Source organism: Aestuariibaculum sediminum, assembly GCF_014596945.1.
In the GTDB taxonomy this organism is placed as follows: domain Bacteria; phylum Bacteroidota; class Bacteroidia; order Flavobacteriales; family Flavobacteriaceae; genus Aestuariibaculum; species Aestuariibaculum sediminum.
Genome location: NZ_JACVXB010000004.1, coordinates 273444 through 291593, shown reverse-complemented (window position 1 = coordinate 291593; position 18150 = coordinate 273444). Strand labels below are relative to the sequence as shown.

17 protein-coding genes are annotated in these 18150 nt (G+C 33.5%); 6 read left to right on the top strand and 11 right to left on the bottom strand.

Annotated features, from left to right (window positions below; translation table 11 throughout):
* Positions 1-4: 4 nt before the first annotated feature.
* Both ade and tilS read right to left on the bottom strand, forming a co-directional pair.
* Complete coding sequence (gene ade, locus ICJ83_RS11305) at positions 5-1627, bottom strand: adenine deaminase (RefSeq protein WP_188230505.1); 1623 nt, start codon at positions 1625-1627, stop codon at positions 5-7.
* Positions 1627-2952, bottom strand: a complete 1326-nt coding sequence (gene tilS / locus ICJ83_RS11300) for a tRNA lysidine(34) synthetase TilS (RefSeq protein ID WP_188230504.1) — start codon at positions 2950-2952, stop codon at positions 1627-1629. The genes ade and tilS overlap by 1 nt, the downstream gene beginning before the upstream one ends.
* Before the next feature lie 123 nt (positions 2953-3075).
* On the opposite strand from tilS, the gene ICJ83_RS11295 reads away from it, so the two are divergent.
* Entirely contained in the window at positions 3076-3768 is a 693-nt protein-coding gene (locus ICJ83_RS11295; RefSeq protein ID WP_188230503.1) for a hypothetical protein, read from the top strand.
* On the opposite strand, the gene pabB is transcribed toward ICJ83_RS11295, so the two are convergent.
* Entirely contained in the window at positions 3765-5057 is a 1293-nt protein-coding gene (gene pabB, locus ICJ83_RS11290; RefSeq protein ID WP_188230502.1) for an aminodeoxychorismate synthase component I, read from the bottom strand. The genes ICJ83_RS11295 and pabB overlap by 4 nt on opposite strands.
* 80 nt (positions 5058-5137) lie before the next feature.
* Here pabB and ICJ83_RS11285 point away from each other — a divergent pair, with 80 nt between their 5' ends.
* Genes ICJ83_RS11285 through ICJ83_RS11275 form a run of 3 tightly spaced genes read left to right on the top strand, consistent with a single transcriptional unit; the run spans position 5138 to position 8486 of the window.
* A complete protein-coding gene (locus tag ICJ83_RS11285) occupies positions 5138-6028 on the top strand; it encodes an aldose 1-epimerase family protein (RefSeq protein WP_188230501.1) in 891 nt (296 codons plus the stop codon).
* Between the two features lie 43 nt (positions 6029-6071).
* Positions 6072-7424, top strand: a complete 1353-nt coding sequence (locus ICJ83_RS11280) for a DEAD/DEAH box helicase (RefSeq protein ID WP_188230500.1) — start codon at positions 6072-6074, stop codon at positions 7422-7424.
* 27 nt (positions 7425-7451) lie between these two features.
* Positions 7452-8486 carry a sialidase family protein gene (locus tag ICJ83_RS11275; protein WP_188230499.1) on the top strand — a complete coding sequence of 345 codons (1035 nt, stop codon included), beginning with the start codon at positions 7452-7454 and terminating at the stop codon, positions 8484-8486.
* Here ICJ83_RS11275 and ICJ83_RS11270 read toward each other — a convergent pair.
* Together ICJ83_RS11270 and ICJ83_RS11265 are read right to left on the bottom strand one after the other, a co-directional pair.
* Complete coding sequence (locus tag ICJ83_RS11270) at positions 8483-9043, bottom strand: peptidylprolyl isomerase (RefSeq protein WP_223154745.1); 561 nt, start codon at positions 9041-9043, stop codon at positions 8483-8485. The two genes, ICJ83_RS11275 and ICJ83_RS11270, sit on opposite strands and share 4 nt — an antisense overlap.
* A gap of 39 nt (positions 9044-9082) precedes the next feature.
* Positions 9083-9841: an SDR family NAD(P)-dependent oxidoreductase gene (locus tag ICJ83_RS11265; RefSeq protein WP_188230498.1), complete on the bottom strand. Its 759-nt coding sequence runs from the start codon at positions 9839-9841 to the stop codon at positions 9083-9085.
* 161 nt (positions 9842-10002) lie between these two features.
* Between ICJ83_RS11265 and ICJ83_RS11260 the strand changes: the two genes are divergently transcribed.
* Complete coding sequence (locus ICJ83_RS11260) at positions 10003-11316, top strand: voltage-gated chloride channel family protein (RefSeq protein WP_188230497.1); 1314 nt, start codon at positions 10003-10005, stop codon at positions 11314-11316.
* Between the two features lie 218 nt (positions 11317-11534).
* Here the strand turns inward: ICJ83_RS11260 and ICJ83_RS11255 are convergent, their stop codons facing one another.
* The 6 genes from ICJ83_RS11255 to lpdA form a co-directional block, all read right to left on the bottom strand.
* Positions 11535-13025, bottom strand: coding sequence for an MFS transporter (locus tag ICJ83_RS11255; protein WP_188230496.1), 1491 nt, complete (start codon positions 13023-13025; stop codon positions 11535-11537).
* A 216-nt stretch (positions 13026-13241) separates the two neighbouring features.
* Positions 13242-14147 carry a DMT family transporter gene (locus tag ICJ83_RS11250; RefSeq protein ID WP_188230495.1) on the bottom strand — a complete coding sequence of 302 codons (906 nt, stop codon included), beginning with the start codon at positions 14145-14147 and terminating at the stop codon, positions 13242-13244.
* Between the two features lie 148 nt (positions 14148-14295).
* Entirely contained in the window at positions 14296-15123 is an 828-nt protein-coding gene (locus tag ICJ83_RS11245) for a mechanosensitive ion channel family protein (RefSeq protein ID WP_188230494.1), read from the bottom strand.
* A 43-nt stretch (positions 15124-15166) separates the two neighbouring features.
* Positions 15167-15340, bottom strand: a complete 174-nt coding sequence (locus tag ICJ83_RS11240; RefSeq protein ID WP_188230493.1) for a hypothetical protein — start codon at positions 15338-15340, stop codon at positions 15167-15169.
* A 2-nt stretch (positions 15341-15342) separates the two neighbouring features.
* A complete protein-coding gene (locus ICJ83_RS11235) occupies positions 15343-15912 on the bottom strand; it encodes an RNA polymerase sigma factor (protein WP_188230492.1) in 570 nt (189 codons plus the stop codon).
* A 282-nt stretch (positions 15913-16194) separates the two neighbouring features.
* Complete coding sequence (lpdA, locus tag ICJ83_RS11230; protein ID WP_188230491.1) at positions 16195-17595, bottom strand: dihydrolipoyl dehydrogenase; 1401 nt, start codon at positions 17593-17595, stop codon at positions 16195-16197.
* A 258-nt stretch (positions 17596-17853) separates the two neighbouring features.
* On the opposite strand from lpdA, the gene ICJ83_RS11225 reads away from it, so the two are divergent.
* Positions 17854-18063 carry a dodecin gene (locus tag ICJ83_RS11225; RefSeq protein ID WP_188230490.1) on the top strand — a complete coding sequence of 70 codons (210 nt, stop codon included), beginning with the start codon at positions 17854-17856 and terminating at the stop codon, positions 18061-18063.
* The last annotated feature ends 87 nt before the right edge of the window (positions 18064-18150 follow it).

Sequence of the window (18150 nt, the reverse complement as noted above, 5' to 3'; positions counted from 1 at the left end):
TTAATTAATATTCTAATGTCGTAAATTTAAAGCTTTTTCCGTTGAAGAGACCTTGATCGCTTAGTTTTAACGCTGGAATGACTAATAGCGCCATAAACGACAACGTCATATATGGAGCATTCAAATTACTGCCCATTTTCTTAGCCATTTTGTCGAGTTTAGCATAGGCCTCACCAACCATTTTAGCATCTTTGTCGCTTATAATTCCTGCTACAGGCAAGGGCAAAACCTGATCACCGTCATGCGAAATGGCACAAATTCCACCATTATTTTCAATGAGTAAATTTACAGCTTTACAAATAGCTTCATCTGAAACACCAACGGCAATAATATTATGGGAATCATGACCTACCGATGAGGCTATCGCTCCCTCTTTTAGTCCAAAATTTTTAATGAATGCTAAAGCTGGTTTTTGATTTTTATAACGATTAACTACAGTTATTTTTAAAATATCATTTTCAATATTCGAAACTAAATTTCCATCTTTTATAGTAGCCTCAGTTATTATTTCATTTGTAACCAACTGACCTTCCATGGCTTCAATAACGCGAATTTGCTTTGCTGAAGATTCAATTTTAAAATCTAAAGTCGTCTTTTTCTCGCATTGGAAATGATTAAGATTCTCAAAATGAACCGATGAAATTAGAGAGTCACCATTATTGAATACGAGTTCTCCGTCTATATAGGTTTGAAGCGTTTTAAAATCTTTTAAATCTTCAACTATAATAAAATCGGCAGCATCACCAACTTGCAGCAAACCAACGTCTAAATTATAATGTTTAACAGGATTAACACAAGCCATTTGCAAGACTTTAAATACATCGACACCTTGCGCCACGGCTCGGGCACAAAGTTTGTTTATGTGATCGATTAACAAATCGTCCGGATGTTTATCGTCGCTACAGAACATCATCTGCTCAAAATGATCATTCGCCAAATCGATTAAAGCATCAAAATTTTTAGCCGCGCTACCTTCACGAATTAAAATTCTCATTCCCTTTTGTAGCTTTTCTAATGCTTCATCGTAACTAAAACACTCATGATCTGTACTGATTCCGGCATCAATGTATTTAGTTAGATCATCACCTCGTAAACCTGGCGCATGACCATCAACAGGTTTATTAAAATGTTTAGACCAAGCTATTTTCTTCATGACCTCTTCATCATCAAAAAGAACGCCTGGGTAATTCATCATTTCGGCAAGGTATTTTATAGATTCTTTTTGAAGCAAGGTTTTAATAGCTTCGGAATCTATTATTGCCCCTGCAGACTCAAACTCAGTTGCTGGGACACAGGATGGTGCACCAAAATTAAACTTAAAAGGCACTTGTTTACCGTTTTCAATCATAAACTCGACACCTTTTACACCTAAAACATTAGCAATTTCATGCGGATCGGAAACTGTTGCAACCGTACCATGTGTGACAGCTATTTTCGCAAACTCGCTTGGTACAAGCATAGAACTTTCAATATGAATATGCGCATCGACAAATCCGGGAAGAACAAATTGATTAACGTTATGGCATTTTTCTTCAATAGCAATTATTTTTCCTGCCTTAAAGGTTATTTCTCCTTTAAAAATACGCTTATTGAAAATATCGACTATTTGTCCTTGTAACACCTTCATTATTGAATAAATTCTATTTTTAAAATGTGTTTGGTCTTATCGGTAATTTTAAAGCGTTCGTCGGCACGTTTTCCAATGACCCACACAATTTGGTCGCCACTACAAAACAACCACGTGTTTTCTTTATCTACCAACGAAAATTTCTCATCCTTATAATACTTACTAAGTTTTTTCTTTTTGCCTTTCATGCCTATCGGAGCAAACACATCGCCCTGTTTTTTCTGGCGAATAGTAAGAGGACTGCGCAATAAGCCCTTGTCTACATAAATACATTTATCCTTAGATTCGGCATCAATTGTTTCTACTTCAGAAAATGCTAAATTGCCCACTGGAATTTTTAAAGTTGCACTCATATCTAGAACCTCAATAAAATCGGTCACTGGCCTATTAAAATCATTTTCAGTAAGAATCAAATTCTCACGATCCTTTATTAATCTATGTGTTCCAGAAATTACGTATTTGCCAGGTTGTGCGGTAAGTAAGTTTAAAATATCATCCCATTGGGTAAATCCAAAATTTTTGAAGGTTTCATATAAATAAGCCTTAGGATTCGATGTTTTTTTAAATGCTTCAACTTTATAAGTTGTTTCCTTTTGGGTTTTATGCACGATGGCCTGGTCTAAAAACATGCCCATCGCATCATTGATAATTTGTTGACTATCACTTAAATTTTGTAATGTCTTTTGAAAACTTTGCAACAAACTCGGGTTGATTTCTTTCAAGATTGGAATAACATCATGACGCAACTTATTGCGTAAATACTTGGTAGAACGGTTACTGCTATCGTTTCTCCATAGGATATCTTTTTCGCTAGCATAATCTAAAATTTGCTGATTAGAAAATGGTAATAACGGGCGCACAAACGTATCGTTTATTTCAGGAATTCCTGTTAAACCTTCAATACCTGTTCCACGCGTAAAATTGATTAAAAACGTTTCTAAATTATCATCGGCATGATGCGCTGTTAAAACATAAGAAAAATGTAATTGCCGAGCCAAATCGGAGAACCAATTGTAGCGAAGTTCTCTGGCTGCCATTTGAATGGAACGTTTATTTGTTTCTGCATACATTTTCGTATCAAAACCTTCAACGAAGATTTCTAAATCTAACATTTCTGCAAGTTTTACTACAAAATCTTCATCGGCATCACTTTCATCGCCTCTCAAATTAAAATTGCAATGTGCCAAAGCAATATTTAAACCACTTTTAATGCATAAATGTGTTAATACTACACTGTCTATTCCTCCCGAAACAGCTATTAAAAGCTTTGCGTCTTTCAAAAGCGGTAAATGTGAATTTATATGTTGCTGAAATTCTTTTAACATGCTTCAAATATACAACAATGGCTTTTGAAAATAGAGTCCTACATTTATTTTAAATGAGTTAAAATGCTAGTTTAAAATCACAGAATTTAGTATCTTATAACAGTAATTTAATACGTGAGGATTATGGGAACAATTGAAAAAATTAACGATAAAGCAGCACAGGTTACTTTTAACAAAAAAATACTTTCAACAACGCAATGGTTGCACCCTTACGTAAAACATAGATTGTATATAGCCGAATCAACAGGTATTATTCCTAAAAAAATGTATTCTTCAAATGGGGTAATAGACGACTGCCTTGTTCATCTTTACGAAAAAGGATATGATATTGATATTGACAAAAAAACTTTAAAATTAAAACTATTTAAACTGGTTAATGCCGAATTAGATGCTATTTACAAAAAGGAATCCTTTCATAAAAACACAATAAGTACTCGGAAATTTTTAGAAGAAGAACTTGAAGCTCTAGAAGAGCATTATACAATTGATGACGGTTTTGATTATATAATGAAGGAGGATTTAAATGACATTTCTTATCAACAAAATGGTCGGGACGACAAAATATTCCTGTACGACGATAATAATCATTCCATATTAAATGCTTTTAACACAAAAGCCTCTAAACGCAATAATTCGAAACAAGTTATTGGTAATATTTACAGTCGTTTACCTATAAATGTCTCAAATATTATAGATTTACATGTATTCGGAAAGCTTTCGATTGAAGATATTGCTAAAGTAAAACAAATAGAAACCAAACGAATTGAGCGCATAATAAACTGGGTTCAAAAAACGTTCGACACGGTTTTAGCTTAGTCTTCTAGAACTTGACGCATAGCTTTCGCTTTTACCAAGCATTCTTCGTATTCCTTATGCGGGTCGCTTTTTGCTGTTATTGCCCCACCTACTGAATACGACACATATTTTTCTGTGGCATTGTATAAAATACTTCTAATAACCACATTAAAATCAAAATTGCCGGTAGGTGAAAAGTATCCAACCGTTCCTGAGTACAAACCGCGTTTAGATTCCTCTAAACTTTCAATAATTTTCATAGCCGAAAACTTAGGCGCTCCTGTCATGCTTCCCATAGGAAATGTGGTTTCAATAATATCTACAGGATGTGTTTCTGGTTTTACATGAGATTTTACCGTTGATATCATTTGATGCACCTGATCGAAGGTATAAATTTTACACAACTCTTCAACCTCGACACTTCCTTTAATCGCCGTTTTGGATAAATCGTTACGCACCAAATCGACAATCATAATATTTTCACTACGCTCCTTTTCGTTCTCCAGTAATTCTTTCTTTAATAGTTCATCTTCTTCTGGGTTAACTGCACGCTTAGCTGTACCCTTAATGGGTTGCGAAATAACAACATCACCATCCTTTTTTAAATAGCGTTCCGGTGAAGCCGACAGCACATATTTATCGTTGCATTTTAAAAAGGTGGCAAATGGTGGATTCGAAATGCTGTTGAGTTTATTGTAAATTTCTAAGGGTTGAATTTCGGTATCTTCAGCATAAAACTCCTGACAAAAATTAGCTTCATATATATCGCCCCTATGGATGTGCGAAAGCATGGTATTAACCTTTTCCTGATAGGCATCTTTGTGAATGCGAAGTTTAATTTTTATCGGATCACTCTTGGAGCGGTTTTGAGCTAAATTTATATTATTTATGTCCTCTAAATCGGTTTGAATTTCATCATCAACCATATTTAGATACTTCATCTCTAGAGTGTTTCCTTTTAAAAAAAACAATCGTTTTGGTTGAAAAAAATACAAATCTGAAAACCCTAAACCATCGAAATTATTAGAATCAAGAGGCTCGACTGCGTTTTTCAAATCATATGTTAAATAACCAAAAATCCAATCTTTGCTTTGTGTTTGGTAATCTTTTAATTCTTTAAATGCATTAATGTAATCGGTTTTTAAGCTGGTAAACGCATCAACAGCTAAAACTGCATCATATTGGGAATACTGCTGACTGTAGTTATTTGAATCTAACCAAACTACATCTTCAAACTGCTGACTCCAAACGAGCAATTTTTCTTTAAACTGCTGAATATCTTTTATATGACAATTTTGTTCTGCTCTCAATGGAAAAATTTATGCGACAAAGTTAGGTAGAATCCTGAAAAATTCACAAGTTTTGTAGTATAGAAAAAATACATTAAGAGATGTACACATTAAAAAATGATATTTTAAAAATTGCAGTAAAAAAAATTGGTGCCGAATTGTGTGAAATCAGCTCGGTAAAACATAACACCCAATTTATGTGGGATGCAAACCCCGAAATTTGGGGCAGTTTTGCACCTAATTTATTTCCTGTTATAGGGGCTTTAAAAGACAATACCTATTTTATAGATAACCAGTCGTATAAATTACCTAAACACGGCTTTGTAAGGCACAACCAAAACATACAACTGATCGAACAAACCCCTGAAAATTTAACGTTTAAACTAATTTATGATGAAGACTCTTTAAAGGTTTATCCTTTTAAATTTGAATTTTACATTTCTTATACCCTAAATGGTAATAAGCTTGATGTAAGTCATACGATTAAAAACCTCGATAATAATACCATGTATTTTTCGCTGGGTGGACACCCTGCCTTTAAATGCCCTGTTTATACTAATGAAACCTATACCGATTATAGTCTGGTTTTTGAAGAAAAAGAAAACGACGTTACACACCTTATAAATATGGACAATGGTTTAATATCGAACAAAACAGCTCCTGTATTTAACAATAACAAAAGCATTCAATTGAAGCACGATTTATTTAATAAAGACGCTTTAATATTTAAGGCTTTAAAATCAAAAAAAGTAACTTTAAATAGTCTGCATTCGGGAGATATATTGTCGGTAACTTTTAACGATTTTCCCTACTTGGGGATCTGGGCTAAACCAACTGGAAATTATGTTTGTATTGAACCATGGCTTGGGATAGCGGATAGCGAAAACACCAATCAAGATTTTAAAACTAAAGAGGGCATTTTAAAATTAGAATCAGGCAAGGACTTCGTGGCAAGCTACCAAATTGAAATACATAACACGCATTTAGTGTAACTAGAATAATAAGCGTAACTTTGCCAGCTATAAATATTACGTTTTGACTTTTAAAGATTTAAATTTAAATACACCACTATACAACGCCTTAGACGATTTAGGTTTTACTACACCTACGCCTATTCAGGCTGAGGCCTTTAATATTGTAAGCTCAGGTAAAGATATTGTTGGTATTGCTCAAACTGGTACAGGTAAAACCTTTGCCTATATGTTGCCTATATTAAAACACCTAAAGTTTTCAAAACAGGAAAATCCACGTGTACTCATTTTAGTGCCAACTCGTGAACTCGTTGTTCAGGTAGTAGAAGAAATTGAAAAACTAACCAAATACATAAACACTCGTGTTCTTGGTGTATATGGGGGCACCAATATTAATACCCAAAAAATGGCTGTTGCCGAAGGTTTAGATATACTGGTGGCAACTCCAGGACGCCTATATGACTTGGCTTTAAGTCGTGTTTTACAATTAAAATCTATTCAAAAATTGGTTATTGATGAAGTTGATGTGATGCTTGATTTAGGCTTCAGACATCAACTTATTAATATTTTTGACATCCTTCCTGAGAAACGTCAAAATATTATGTTTTCGGCAACCATGACCGAAGATGTAGATGACCTATTAAATGATTTTTTCACTATTCCTGAGCGCGTATCGATAGCCGTTTCAGGAACACCTCTTGAAAACATTGAACAAACCAGATATAACGTTCCTAACTTTTTCACGAAAGTGAATTTATTAATTCATTTATTACAAAATACTGAGACTTTTAACAGGGTTATTGTGTTTGTTTCAAATAAAAAAATAGCGGACAAACTTTTTGAGGAATTAGACATACATTTTAAAGAAGAGCTTTGCGTCATACACTCAAATAAAACCCAAAACTATCGTTTGCGCAGTATCGAGCAGTTTAAAAATGGGGATAACCGTATTTTGGTAGCTACCGATGTTATGGCTCGGGGTTTAGATATTGACAATGTAAGTCATGTTATCAATTTGGATACGCCAGATTATCCTGAAAATTACATGCATCGCATTGGTAGAACCGGTCGTGCCGAACGTAAAGGAGAAGCTATTTTACTTTCTACTGAAAAAGAGCAAGAAGCCAGAGAAAACATAGAGCGTCTTATGAATATGGAAATTCCTGTAATGGACTTTCCTGATACCGTTGAAATTTCGGATCAACTTTTAGAAGAAGAGCGGACTAAAGTAAAAGAGCGAAACAATCCTACAAAACGACGAGATGAAGATGCCCCAGGACCAGCCTTTCATGAGAAAAAAGCTAAAAACAAAAAGGAAAATCTAGGTGGATCGTATCGTAGAGAGATTGCTAAAAAATACAAAAAGCCAAAAACCCGCGGTGATAAAAATTACAATAAGCGCAATAAAAGAAAATAGTATATTACCTTTTTAGCATTTAAATCAATGAATAAGAATATAATTATTTTATTTTCATGTATTTATTTAAGCGGAATTTGCTGGGGACAAACCCCTACTTTTAAAGTACTAAAGGAAGAATTTCTTTTTACCGAAAACACTTATTTTAAACAATGTCATGCATCGACCATTGAGGAAGCAAAAAACGGAAACTTATTAATTAGTTGGTTTGGCGGCACGCATGAAGGAAGTAAAGATGTGGTTATTTGGGGAATACAATCAAAAGGCAAAAGCTGGACTACACCTAAAATTTGGGCAGATGGAATAAAGGACACATTGCAATTCCCATGCTGGAATCCTGTTTTATTTAGAGCAAAAAAGGAAAAGACTATATATCTATATTATAAGGTGGGGCCAAATCCACGGGAATGGTGGGGAATGGTAAAGTCTAGTAAAGACAATGGTAATACCTGGAGTAAGCCTGAAAATCTAGCTAAAGGCATATTAGGTCCAATAAAAAATAAACCTATAGAATTATCCAATGGCACTATAATATCCCCATCTAGTATTGAAATTAATGAAAACACCTGGAAAGCGCATGTTGAAATTAGCGAAGACCAACAAGAAACCTGGAAATCTTACCCCATTGATTACGAATCTAAATACAATGTCATTCAACCAAGTATTTTAAAGCATAAAAATGGAACATTACAAGTGCTTTGCAGAAGTAAAGAAGGTGTAGTAGCTACTGCCTGGTCGAAAAATAGTGGAAAAAACTGGACTTCCTTAGAACCAACAAATCTGGCTAATCCAAACTCAGGAACAGATGCTATTGCTATTGATAATTTTTTCATTATTGCTTATAACCCTGACCTACCAGGAAAAGAATGGTGGGAAGGCCGAAGTAAGCTGCGTTTGGCGTATTCTTACGATGGTTTGGATTGGACAGATTTGTTAATATTAGAAGACCACGAGGAAGGTGAATTTAGTTACCCCACATTATTCATGGATTCAAAAGGTTTGATTCATATAACCTATACCTACAATAGAAAAAACATTAAACATTGGGTTTTAAGATTCTAATTAAATTTCGCAAAAACCTTTTTAACCTCTGCTTTAATAGAAAACGGAACAGGATTAATTAACATTTGATTTTGTTGCTTCATTTTTTGAATTTCCCTTACAATTTCCATCCCCTTTATTACTTTACCAAAAGCTGCAAAGCCTTGTCCGTCGGGGTTTCGCATGCCTCCAAAATCTAACTCCGGTTGATCTCCTATACAAATAAAAAATTCGGTTGTAGCAGAGCCTGGTTCTAACCGAGCCATCGAAATGGTACCGTCTTTATGCAAAACACCTGTATCATTAGTACTTTCATGCATAATTGGAGGATAATCTAAATCATCATTATCTATTCCTCCTTGAATAACTTCAATTTTAATGTCGTTATCTGGTTGGTTATCCATCCGAACTACTCGATAGAATTGCCCGTTTTGTAACATTTTATTTTCAATTAATTTTAAAAAATTAGCACACGTGATAGGGGCTCTTTCGGTATACAATTTAACAATTATATTGCCTTTAGGTGTTTTTATTTCAGCATAAGTTTCCTTTTTACATGAAACACATATAAAAACCAATAGACTTAAAATTTAGCTCAATCTCATCATTTAAATTATTTACAAAAACACACCTCCAGAGGCCTCAATACGTTGTCCGTTAATCCACTTAGCATCATCGGTACATAAAAAAGCTACAATTGCTCCTATATCTTCAGGCTCACCAACACGTCCTAAAGCTGTTGCCGCAGAAATGAGTTGCCTTTTTTGTTCGTTTGTTTTGTTTTCGCCCCCGCCAAAATCGGTTGCTATAGCCCCAGGAGCAACAGAATTCGCTCTAATTTTTTTATGAGCCAGTTCTTTCGCCACATACCGGGTAAAAACATCAATACCACCTTTCATAGCCGCATAAGCAGATGACTTAGGTAGAGTAAATCGAGCCAGTCCAGAAGATATATTTATTATTCCTCCTTCATTATTCATAAATGGCACGGCACGTTGGGTTAAAAAATAGACCCCTTTTAAATGAATGTTACACATCTCATCAAACTGTTTTTCGGTGGTCTCCATGAACGGCACATAAAGCCCAGTTCCCGCATTATTGATTAAATAATCGAAATTTGGATTTCCGTAGTTATTCTTTAGATATGATGTTACATTTTCAAAAAAAGCATCAAAGGTACTAACACAGGTAGTATCTAACTGAAAGGCTTTACATTTTTGCCCTAATTTTATAATTTCAAGAATGACTTCCTCTGCTGCTTTGTTATTAGAATTATATGTAATAATAACATCCAACCCTTTTTTTGCCAGATTAATAGCTATATCTCTTCCTAACCCTCGACTACCACCGGTTACTAAAGCAATTTTTCTTTCCATTTTATACTTAATCTTTTAGTTTCTTGCTCTAATATACTATCGAAGAATTAAAATTCTATCAAATAATTTTATTAAATATGCTTTAAAAAACCATATAAGACATTAACAAATTCAGATATTTAGTTCAATAATTCATTTATATTTGTGTCTTATTCCATTTTATGACGGTAAAAAAAATAAAGCAGCTTATATTTTCTATTGAACAAATACCTACGCTATTATATCTGTTAAAATGGCTCTTTATTTGTTTGGTTTTAGGCACTCTCGCGGGAAGTGTTTCTGCTTTTTTTCTAACTAGTTTAGAATGGGCGACAAACTATCGAGAATCGCATCTTTGGATTATTTGGTTGTTGCCTATTGGGGGATTTATAATAGGCCTTTCCTATCATTTCTTTGGAAGTAGTGTTGTAAAAGGCAATAATTTATTGTTAGAAGAGTTTCACACGCCCAAAAAAATTATTCCCTTTAAAATGGCTCCTCTTGTTTTATTTGGCACTATTGTAACCCATTTATTTGGGGGCTCAGCAGGTCGTGAGGGTACAGCAGTTCAAATTGGAGGCGCAATTGCCGATCAGTTCACGAAAATTTTAAAACTCACTAAGCGTGATAGAAAAATCATTCTAATTGCAGGTATTAGCGCAGGATTTGCCTCTGTATTTGGTACGCCACTAGCTGGTGGTATTTTTGCTCTAGAAGTATTAATATTAGGAAGATTGCGTTTAGATGCCATTATTCCGAGTTTTATGGCTGCAGTTATTGCCGATTACTTTTGCAGAATATGGGGTGTTCCGCATACTCATTACCATATAGATTTAGTGGCTGAAATGACTCCAATTAACATGCTTTGGGCTTTGCTCGCTGGTATCATTTTCGGGCTTGTTGCTATGTTGTTTTCAAAATCTACTCATTTCTGGAGTGATTTATTTAAAAAATATATTAATTACCCCCCATTACGACCTGTCATCGGAGGTACTATATTAGCGGTTGCTGTTTATTTGATGGGCACGACAAAATTTATAGGTCTGGGAATCCCAACAATAGTTGATGCTTTTAATGTTGATTTGAATTCATATGATTTTTTATTAAAAGTTTTATTTACCTCGTTCACTTTGGGAGCCGGATTTAAAGGAGGTGAAGTTACCCCTCTTTTTTTTATTGGTGCTACACTAGGTAATGCATTAATCTGGTTTATACCATTACCAATGGGTTTACTAGCAGGTATGGGGTTTGTTGCCGTATTCGCGGGAGCAACTAACACCCCCATTGCATGCACCATAATGGGGATTGAACTTTTCGGAATAGAGCCAGGTGTATTTATTGCATTAGCATGTGGCACCGCTTATTTATTTTCAGGGCATTCTGGTGTTTATTCTTCACAAATTATCGGAAGCCCAAAAAACAATTATTTTTTGCGAGAAAAAGGTTTACATCTTTCTGATATAGAAGCTCGTCGTGAGCAAAATAAACCTAAATAGGATTTGATATATTTGATTATTTATTACTACAGCTATTTCTCCTAACTATAAATGAAAACTATCATATCCCTAGGCAAGTTTATAAAAAATCCTTAATGCGTAATCAGTTCGTTTATCCTTTTTAACAGATAATTTGCGCATAGCTATAAAATAGAAAAAGCCATCTTGGACTAACTCCATCAAGATGACTTCTTCTTAATACAACACCACAAATAACTTTAACTTACATTATTCTCAAATTTATTAACCAATAATGGTGTTGCTTTATTTGTCATTTTTTGTACAACTCTATGCATCCAGATTAAACAAATTGCTGACAATAAAAACATTAATATCCAGCAACTCGACCAAAGCCCTGTTCCTTCCAACAAATACCCAAATAATATAGGACAAAAGAAACCGCCTAGTCCTCCAAGCACACCTACCATACCTCCTACTACGCCTACTTCATCAGGGAAATAGTCTGGTATATGCTTATATACAGCTGCTTTTCCAATACCCCATACAGAGCCAATTATTATTGCAATTATTGCAAAAACCCAAACATTAGCCTGAAAATATATATGAGTTCTTCCTTCAGCTAATAATTCCTTTTTATTTACCACATCACCTTTCTTAACTCGAACTTCCTGCCAGCTTTCTTTTACAGGAAAGAATTGGAATGTATCGTCGATATATGCTAATTTATCATCATGTTGTTTTAATTGATATGTATAATTATTAACTTGTATAAATTCTGATGAGACTTCTTCAACTACTCCTGAGTTTTTGGCCATAATACCGCGACCAGCAGCATATATATCCATTTTAGGTATCACTAATACGGCACTTAGCAGCATGGATGTACCTAACACCCCATACATAACTTTCCTTGCTCCAAATTTATCCGACAACCAGCCTCCAAAAGCACGGATAACTCCAGATGGTAAACTAAAACATGATGCCAAAAGACCAGCTGTTGCTAAATCCAAAGCATATACATTAGTATAATAAGGAACTAACCAACCTGCAAAAGCAACAAAACAACCAAATACAAGAAAGTAATAAAGCCCAAAGCGCCATACACGAACACTTTTTAGTGGTTGTAACATACCATTCAAACTTTTTGTACTCGATATTGGTTTTTTATTGGTAGTGGTTAAAAAGAAAATTATCGCCATGATGACCAAAAATGCAGCATACATTTTAGGCATAGTTCTCCAACCTTCTAACTGCGTTTTTCCTTCTGTTAAATAATTTAATAATTTGGGTCCAATGAAAGTTGTAATAGCAGCTCCCGCATTACCTGCTCCAAAAATACCCAGTGCAACACCTTGTCTTTCTTTTGGAAACCATATTGATGAAAAAGCAATACCTACCGCAAAGCTTGCTCCTGTTATTCCAAACCCTAAACTACAAAATGCAAACGACCAAAATCCATTAGCATACGATAATAAATACATTGGAATAGCGCTCAGCAGCAACAGGCCTGCAAAAACAGGTTTTCCGCCGAATTTATCAGTTAAAATACCCGCTGGTAGTCTAAAAATAGCGCCTGTTAAAACGGGAATACCAATTAACCAACCAATTTGAACTGCATTCCAGTTAAAAACCTGATTATCGGCTAAAAAAGTTACTAATATTCCATTTAATAACCATGCGGCGAAACAGAATGTAAAAGCTAATGTATTGATGAATAAAATTTTATTTGCTCCTTTTGTTACTTCCATAATTAATGTCAATTAATACTTAATTAAAACTACGTAATAAATACGTATTTAGTAACAAATATATAAGTATAATTACTTAGTAACAAGTTTTTTAAATTTTATTTTGATTTTAATCATATTAAAAACTGTCAAAACCCATAAAAATTAGGTTAGAACATTAATCATTTTCCCGTTAAAACAAAATCCTAAACATGTCCTAATTAATAACTATTTTAATTACTTATTAAGTAAAGACTTTGTCTTTAGTCGTTTTTGTGTAGATTTTTTAGTTATTGTTTGAAGAATAATTGATAAAAGAATAAGAGCAAATCCCAACCAAAATATTAAACTAAAATTGTTAGCTTCTTTAAATATAATTGCCGACAATACAATGGTATAAATCGGCTCTAAATTAAAGCTTAAATTAACAGTAAAAGAACTTAAATGCTTTAATGCGCTATTTATCAACAAACACAATACCACAGTGCACAATAGGGATAATATCAAAAGATAAATCATATCGGATTGATTTGGTAATTGAAACGAAAGATTTAAGCCTAACACAGAAGTCAAAATAATGATTCCTAATCCAATTAAACCTCCTATCATTTGAAATGTTGTTAAATATAGCGTACTGCTTTCTCGTATTAATTTCTCATTAAAAATGGTAAATAATGAAATAAAAATCGAAGAAATAATGCCTAAAACAACACCCAACCTATAAGACGTATCAAACCCAAAAATGACTAAAATGCCAAGAAAACCTAAACTACTGTAAAACAGGTCTTTAACTGAGAAAAGTGTTTTATTAATAACAGGTGCAAGCAATGCTGTAAAAAAACTGGTTAAACAAAAACATAATATACCTAATGAAACCGTAGAAGCTTTTATACTACCAAAGAAAAACACCCAATGCAACGCCAACAGCACACCGTTAAGTAATATTTTAACTGTAGACTTTTTTGAAGATATTACTTTAATTTTCCATCTATACCCTGCTAAAAGTACTAATAAAACTACGGATGAAAATAATACTCGGTAAAAAACTAAGTATATCTCATTTAATGTTACCAATTTACCGAATAAACCAGTAAATCCTGCCAACAAAATAGCAACATGTAATTCTAAGTAAGATCTATTCATACCATATTAATTATTGTAGGTAATATAGTGTAAATAGAAATATAAAAACAAAAAAATCCCCTTTCAAAAATTGAAAAGGGACTTGTGTCATAGAGAGCTTTTCGGATTACAGAAAAGTAACCAACCAAATTTTAACCCTAACTTAAAGTTATTCCTGTATTCTTACTTGACTCTCTACTAAATCATTGATGGGTACTACAAGCTTACCATCGGTAGTTTTTATTGTTATTGTTGTATTATCTATTCGTTCTACTTCTCCTATTATATCATTAAATTCAATATTCTGTCCAACCTCATAGGTTTTCCGAGCATAAAAAGCCCTTAATAAATCGTTTACTATTTTTTGAGCTCCTAAACCAAATGCTATAGCAAATGCCAATAGAAAAGCTCCAAGAACCAACGTGATGTTGCTTGTTATGATATCGGTATCAACACCTGCCTGATTTAAAGCCGTAATTGAGATAAATACCAACAAAAGCAAAAACACGATTTGACTTATAAATTTTGCACCAGACAAATCCACCGAATCAAAAAAAGACTGTATCGCTTTTTTAACAAAATTTGCCAGTAATAAACCTATTGTAAAAATGATGATAGCTGAAAATAATTGCGGTAAGTATCTTAAGAAGTTTCTAATTTCTTCTGAAACTATAGTTAAGTTTAAAATATCGGTTACTACAATGATAATGATTAAATACATAGCCCATTTAACGAACTTTGTAATTACATCAACACTATTGATTTTTAAGTTATCTCCACCTAAAAACTGAATTTCATTCAATTTTTCATCTAGTTTATCCGCTTTTGCCAATTTTAAAGCTTTTCGAACAACTGCTACAATAATTTTCACTAAAAACCATCCGATAATAAGAACCGCCAAAGCACCAAGTAAGTTGGGTATTACCTGAGCAACCTCATTTGTCATAGTAGATAATGAATGCATTACATTATCATTCCATTCCATTAATTTATCCATGTCTTATTATTCGTTAGGTTTATATTTGGTTTTTTCTAATGTTCTATTTTTTTCGTTGTTTCACGGTATATTCTATAACCTTAGCCAAATCAAAAGAAAACAAACTTGCTAATTCCATAAAAAGCTTTGCAACAGCAACATCATTCATCACCTTTGCCTTAAGGTCTTCAGGAACTTCTTTTAAAGGTTTATTAATATACTGAAACGGATTCTCCATTATCAAAAGTTATTACTGTACACTGTTAAAAGCTTTTCCTTGGCTCGCTTAATCCTCATTTTAACTGCACTTTCACCAATTCCCAAAACACTTTCAATTTCTTTAATCGTTAAGAAATCTTGATATTTTAAGAGTAATATCATTTTCTCATCAGGAGAAATCAGGTCTAACGCACTTTTCAAATTAGCAACTTTCAGCTGGTTTAGACTTTCATCCGGTATATCTTCAGATATATTTTCTATATCATAATCATTAACCGCTTTTTTTTCTATTTTTTTTGCCGTATTTCTAGTCACATAATTTACACAATGGTTATACGTAAACGCATACAACCATGTTGAAAATTTTGAGGTTCCTTTAAAGCTCGATAATTTTACGAATAACTTTAAAAAAACATCCTGCGTTAAATCCTTCGCTTCATCATCATCTTTTGAAAAACTAAAACATTTGTTATAAACTAGCTTAGCGTATCTATCGTAAAGTAATTCAAATAATAACGTATCATTATTTTTTACAATACTGCGAACAAGATCCTCATCGGATAATTCTGAACTCGTTTTTTTACTTTTCAAGGTACGCTTGCTGCTATTTTGTTACTCTGTTTTTAATTTTGACACACAACTTTTATATAAGTCACATGTATTTCGAAAAAAAAGTACAAAAAAAAGATACCCGTAATTTAAGTTATAATGTGCTTTTCATTATTATATGATATTTATCAAGACGATTTTTATATTTTAATCATAAGTAACTAATCAAGTATCGAACACTGCATATATTATTAGCGATTGCTCTAAAAACAAAACCCCCTTCTACTGTTGGTAAAAGGGGGTGAAATTTTTATTTTTTTTTAGTTAAATATGTAAAGCTCGATCTTCAGTTGCTGCTAATGCAGCTTCTTTAATAGCTTCAGTAAATGTTGGATGCGCATGAGACATACGTGACACATCTTCTGCTGAAGCTCTAAATTCCATAGCCACAACAGCTTCGGCAATCATATCGGCAGCACGGGCACCAACCATATGCACACCTAATATTTCATCGGTATTTTTATCCGCTAATACTTTTACAAAACCATCAAGGTCCATACTAGCTCTTGATCGTCCTAATGCACGCATAGGAAAAGATCCAGCCTTGTACGCTACACCTGCTTCTTTTAACTGTTCTTCGGTTTTACCTACAGCCGCCACTTCTGGCCAAGTGTAAACAACTCCTGGGATTAAATTATAGTCTATGTGTGGTTTTTGTCCTGCAATAGTCTCTGCTACAAACACACCTTCCTCTTCTGCTTTATGTGCCAACATAGCCCCTTTAACAACATCGCCAATAGCATAAATATTTGAAGCACTAGTTTGTAAATGATCATTAACTTCTACTTGACCTCTGTCTGTTAATTTCACTCCTGCTGCTTCGGCATTTAAGCCATCAGTGTAAGGACGACGACCAACAGAAACCAAACAGTAATCGCCTCTAAATTCAACTTCTTCTCCCTTTTTATTATCAGCTTTAACGATTACTTCATCACCCACTCGCTCTACCGATTTAACTTTATGGGACGTATTTATTTTAAATTTTTGTTTCTTTAAAACTTTATTTAGTTCTTTAGACAAACCGCCATCCATCGTTGGGATAATTCGATCCATAAACTCTACAACCGATACTTCTGCTCCTAATCGCTTGTAAACCTGTCCTAACTCTAAGCCAATAACACCTCCACCGATAACAATTAAATGCTTTGGAATTTCTTTGAGCTTTAAAGCTTCTGTTGATGTAATGATGCGTTCTTTGTCTATATTAATAAATGGTAAACTTGATGGTTTGCTTCCTGTAGCTATAATTGAATGTTTTGCTTCAATCTCAGTACTTTCTTCTCCTGAAATTGTAATGTGTGTTGCATCTTTAAAACTACCTATGCCTTGGTATACATCAATATTGTTCTTCTTCATTAAAAAATCAATACCACCTGTAGTTTGATCTACAACAGCTTGCTTTCGAGAAATCATTTTTTCTAAATTCACCTTAACCTCGCCCGGAACCTCAATGCCATGTTCTTCAAAATGCTTCACGGCGTCTTCGTAGTGGTGCGACGAATCTAGCAAGGCTTTACTTGGAATACAACCAACGTTTAAACAAGTTCCTCCTAATGTACTGTACTTTTCTATAAGGGCAGTTTTCATGCCTAACTGTGCGCAACGGATGGCTGCAACATATCCTCCAGGACCCGAGCCTATAACGGCTACATCGTATGAATTCATAAAATTATTTTGATATTCGTTTATTTAAAAGTCTAAAAACAAAAGTACAAATGTTTTATTGGAAGACAATAAAAAACAATTCATTATAAGTTGATTTTATAATATATATAACATATTAATTTCATTTATAAAAAATAATAGTTTTTATCAGTTTTTATTAAGTAATTTTAAATGAAATTAAGTATTAATACTTATCTAATTTAATTAAATCGTGCATTTTTCGTATCTTAAATGAATAAACATAACATATTTATTCCCATGGATGCACATATTTATAAAATTATAGAAATTGTAGGCACATCTAATCAATCGAGCGATGATGCGATACAAAATGCTTTAGAGAAAGCTTCAAAATCGATTCATAATTTGAGATGGTTTGAGGTTGTAGAAACTCGAGGTAATATTGAAGACGGCCAAGTAGCCATTTGGCAAGTCACGTTAAAAGTTGGTTTTACAATGAATGCCTAAGGCTTTTAGTAAACAATTTTCCAATCATGCTAGTGATTTACAATGTAAAATTACCAGATAGTCTTTTGTTTAAATCAAGTATTTTTT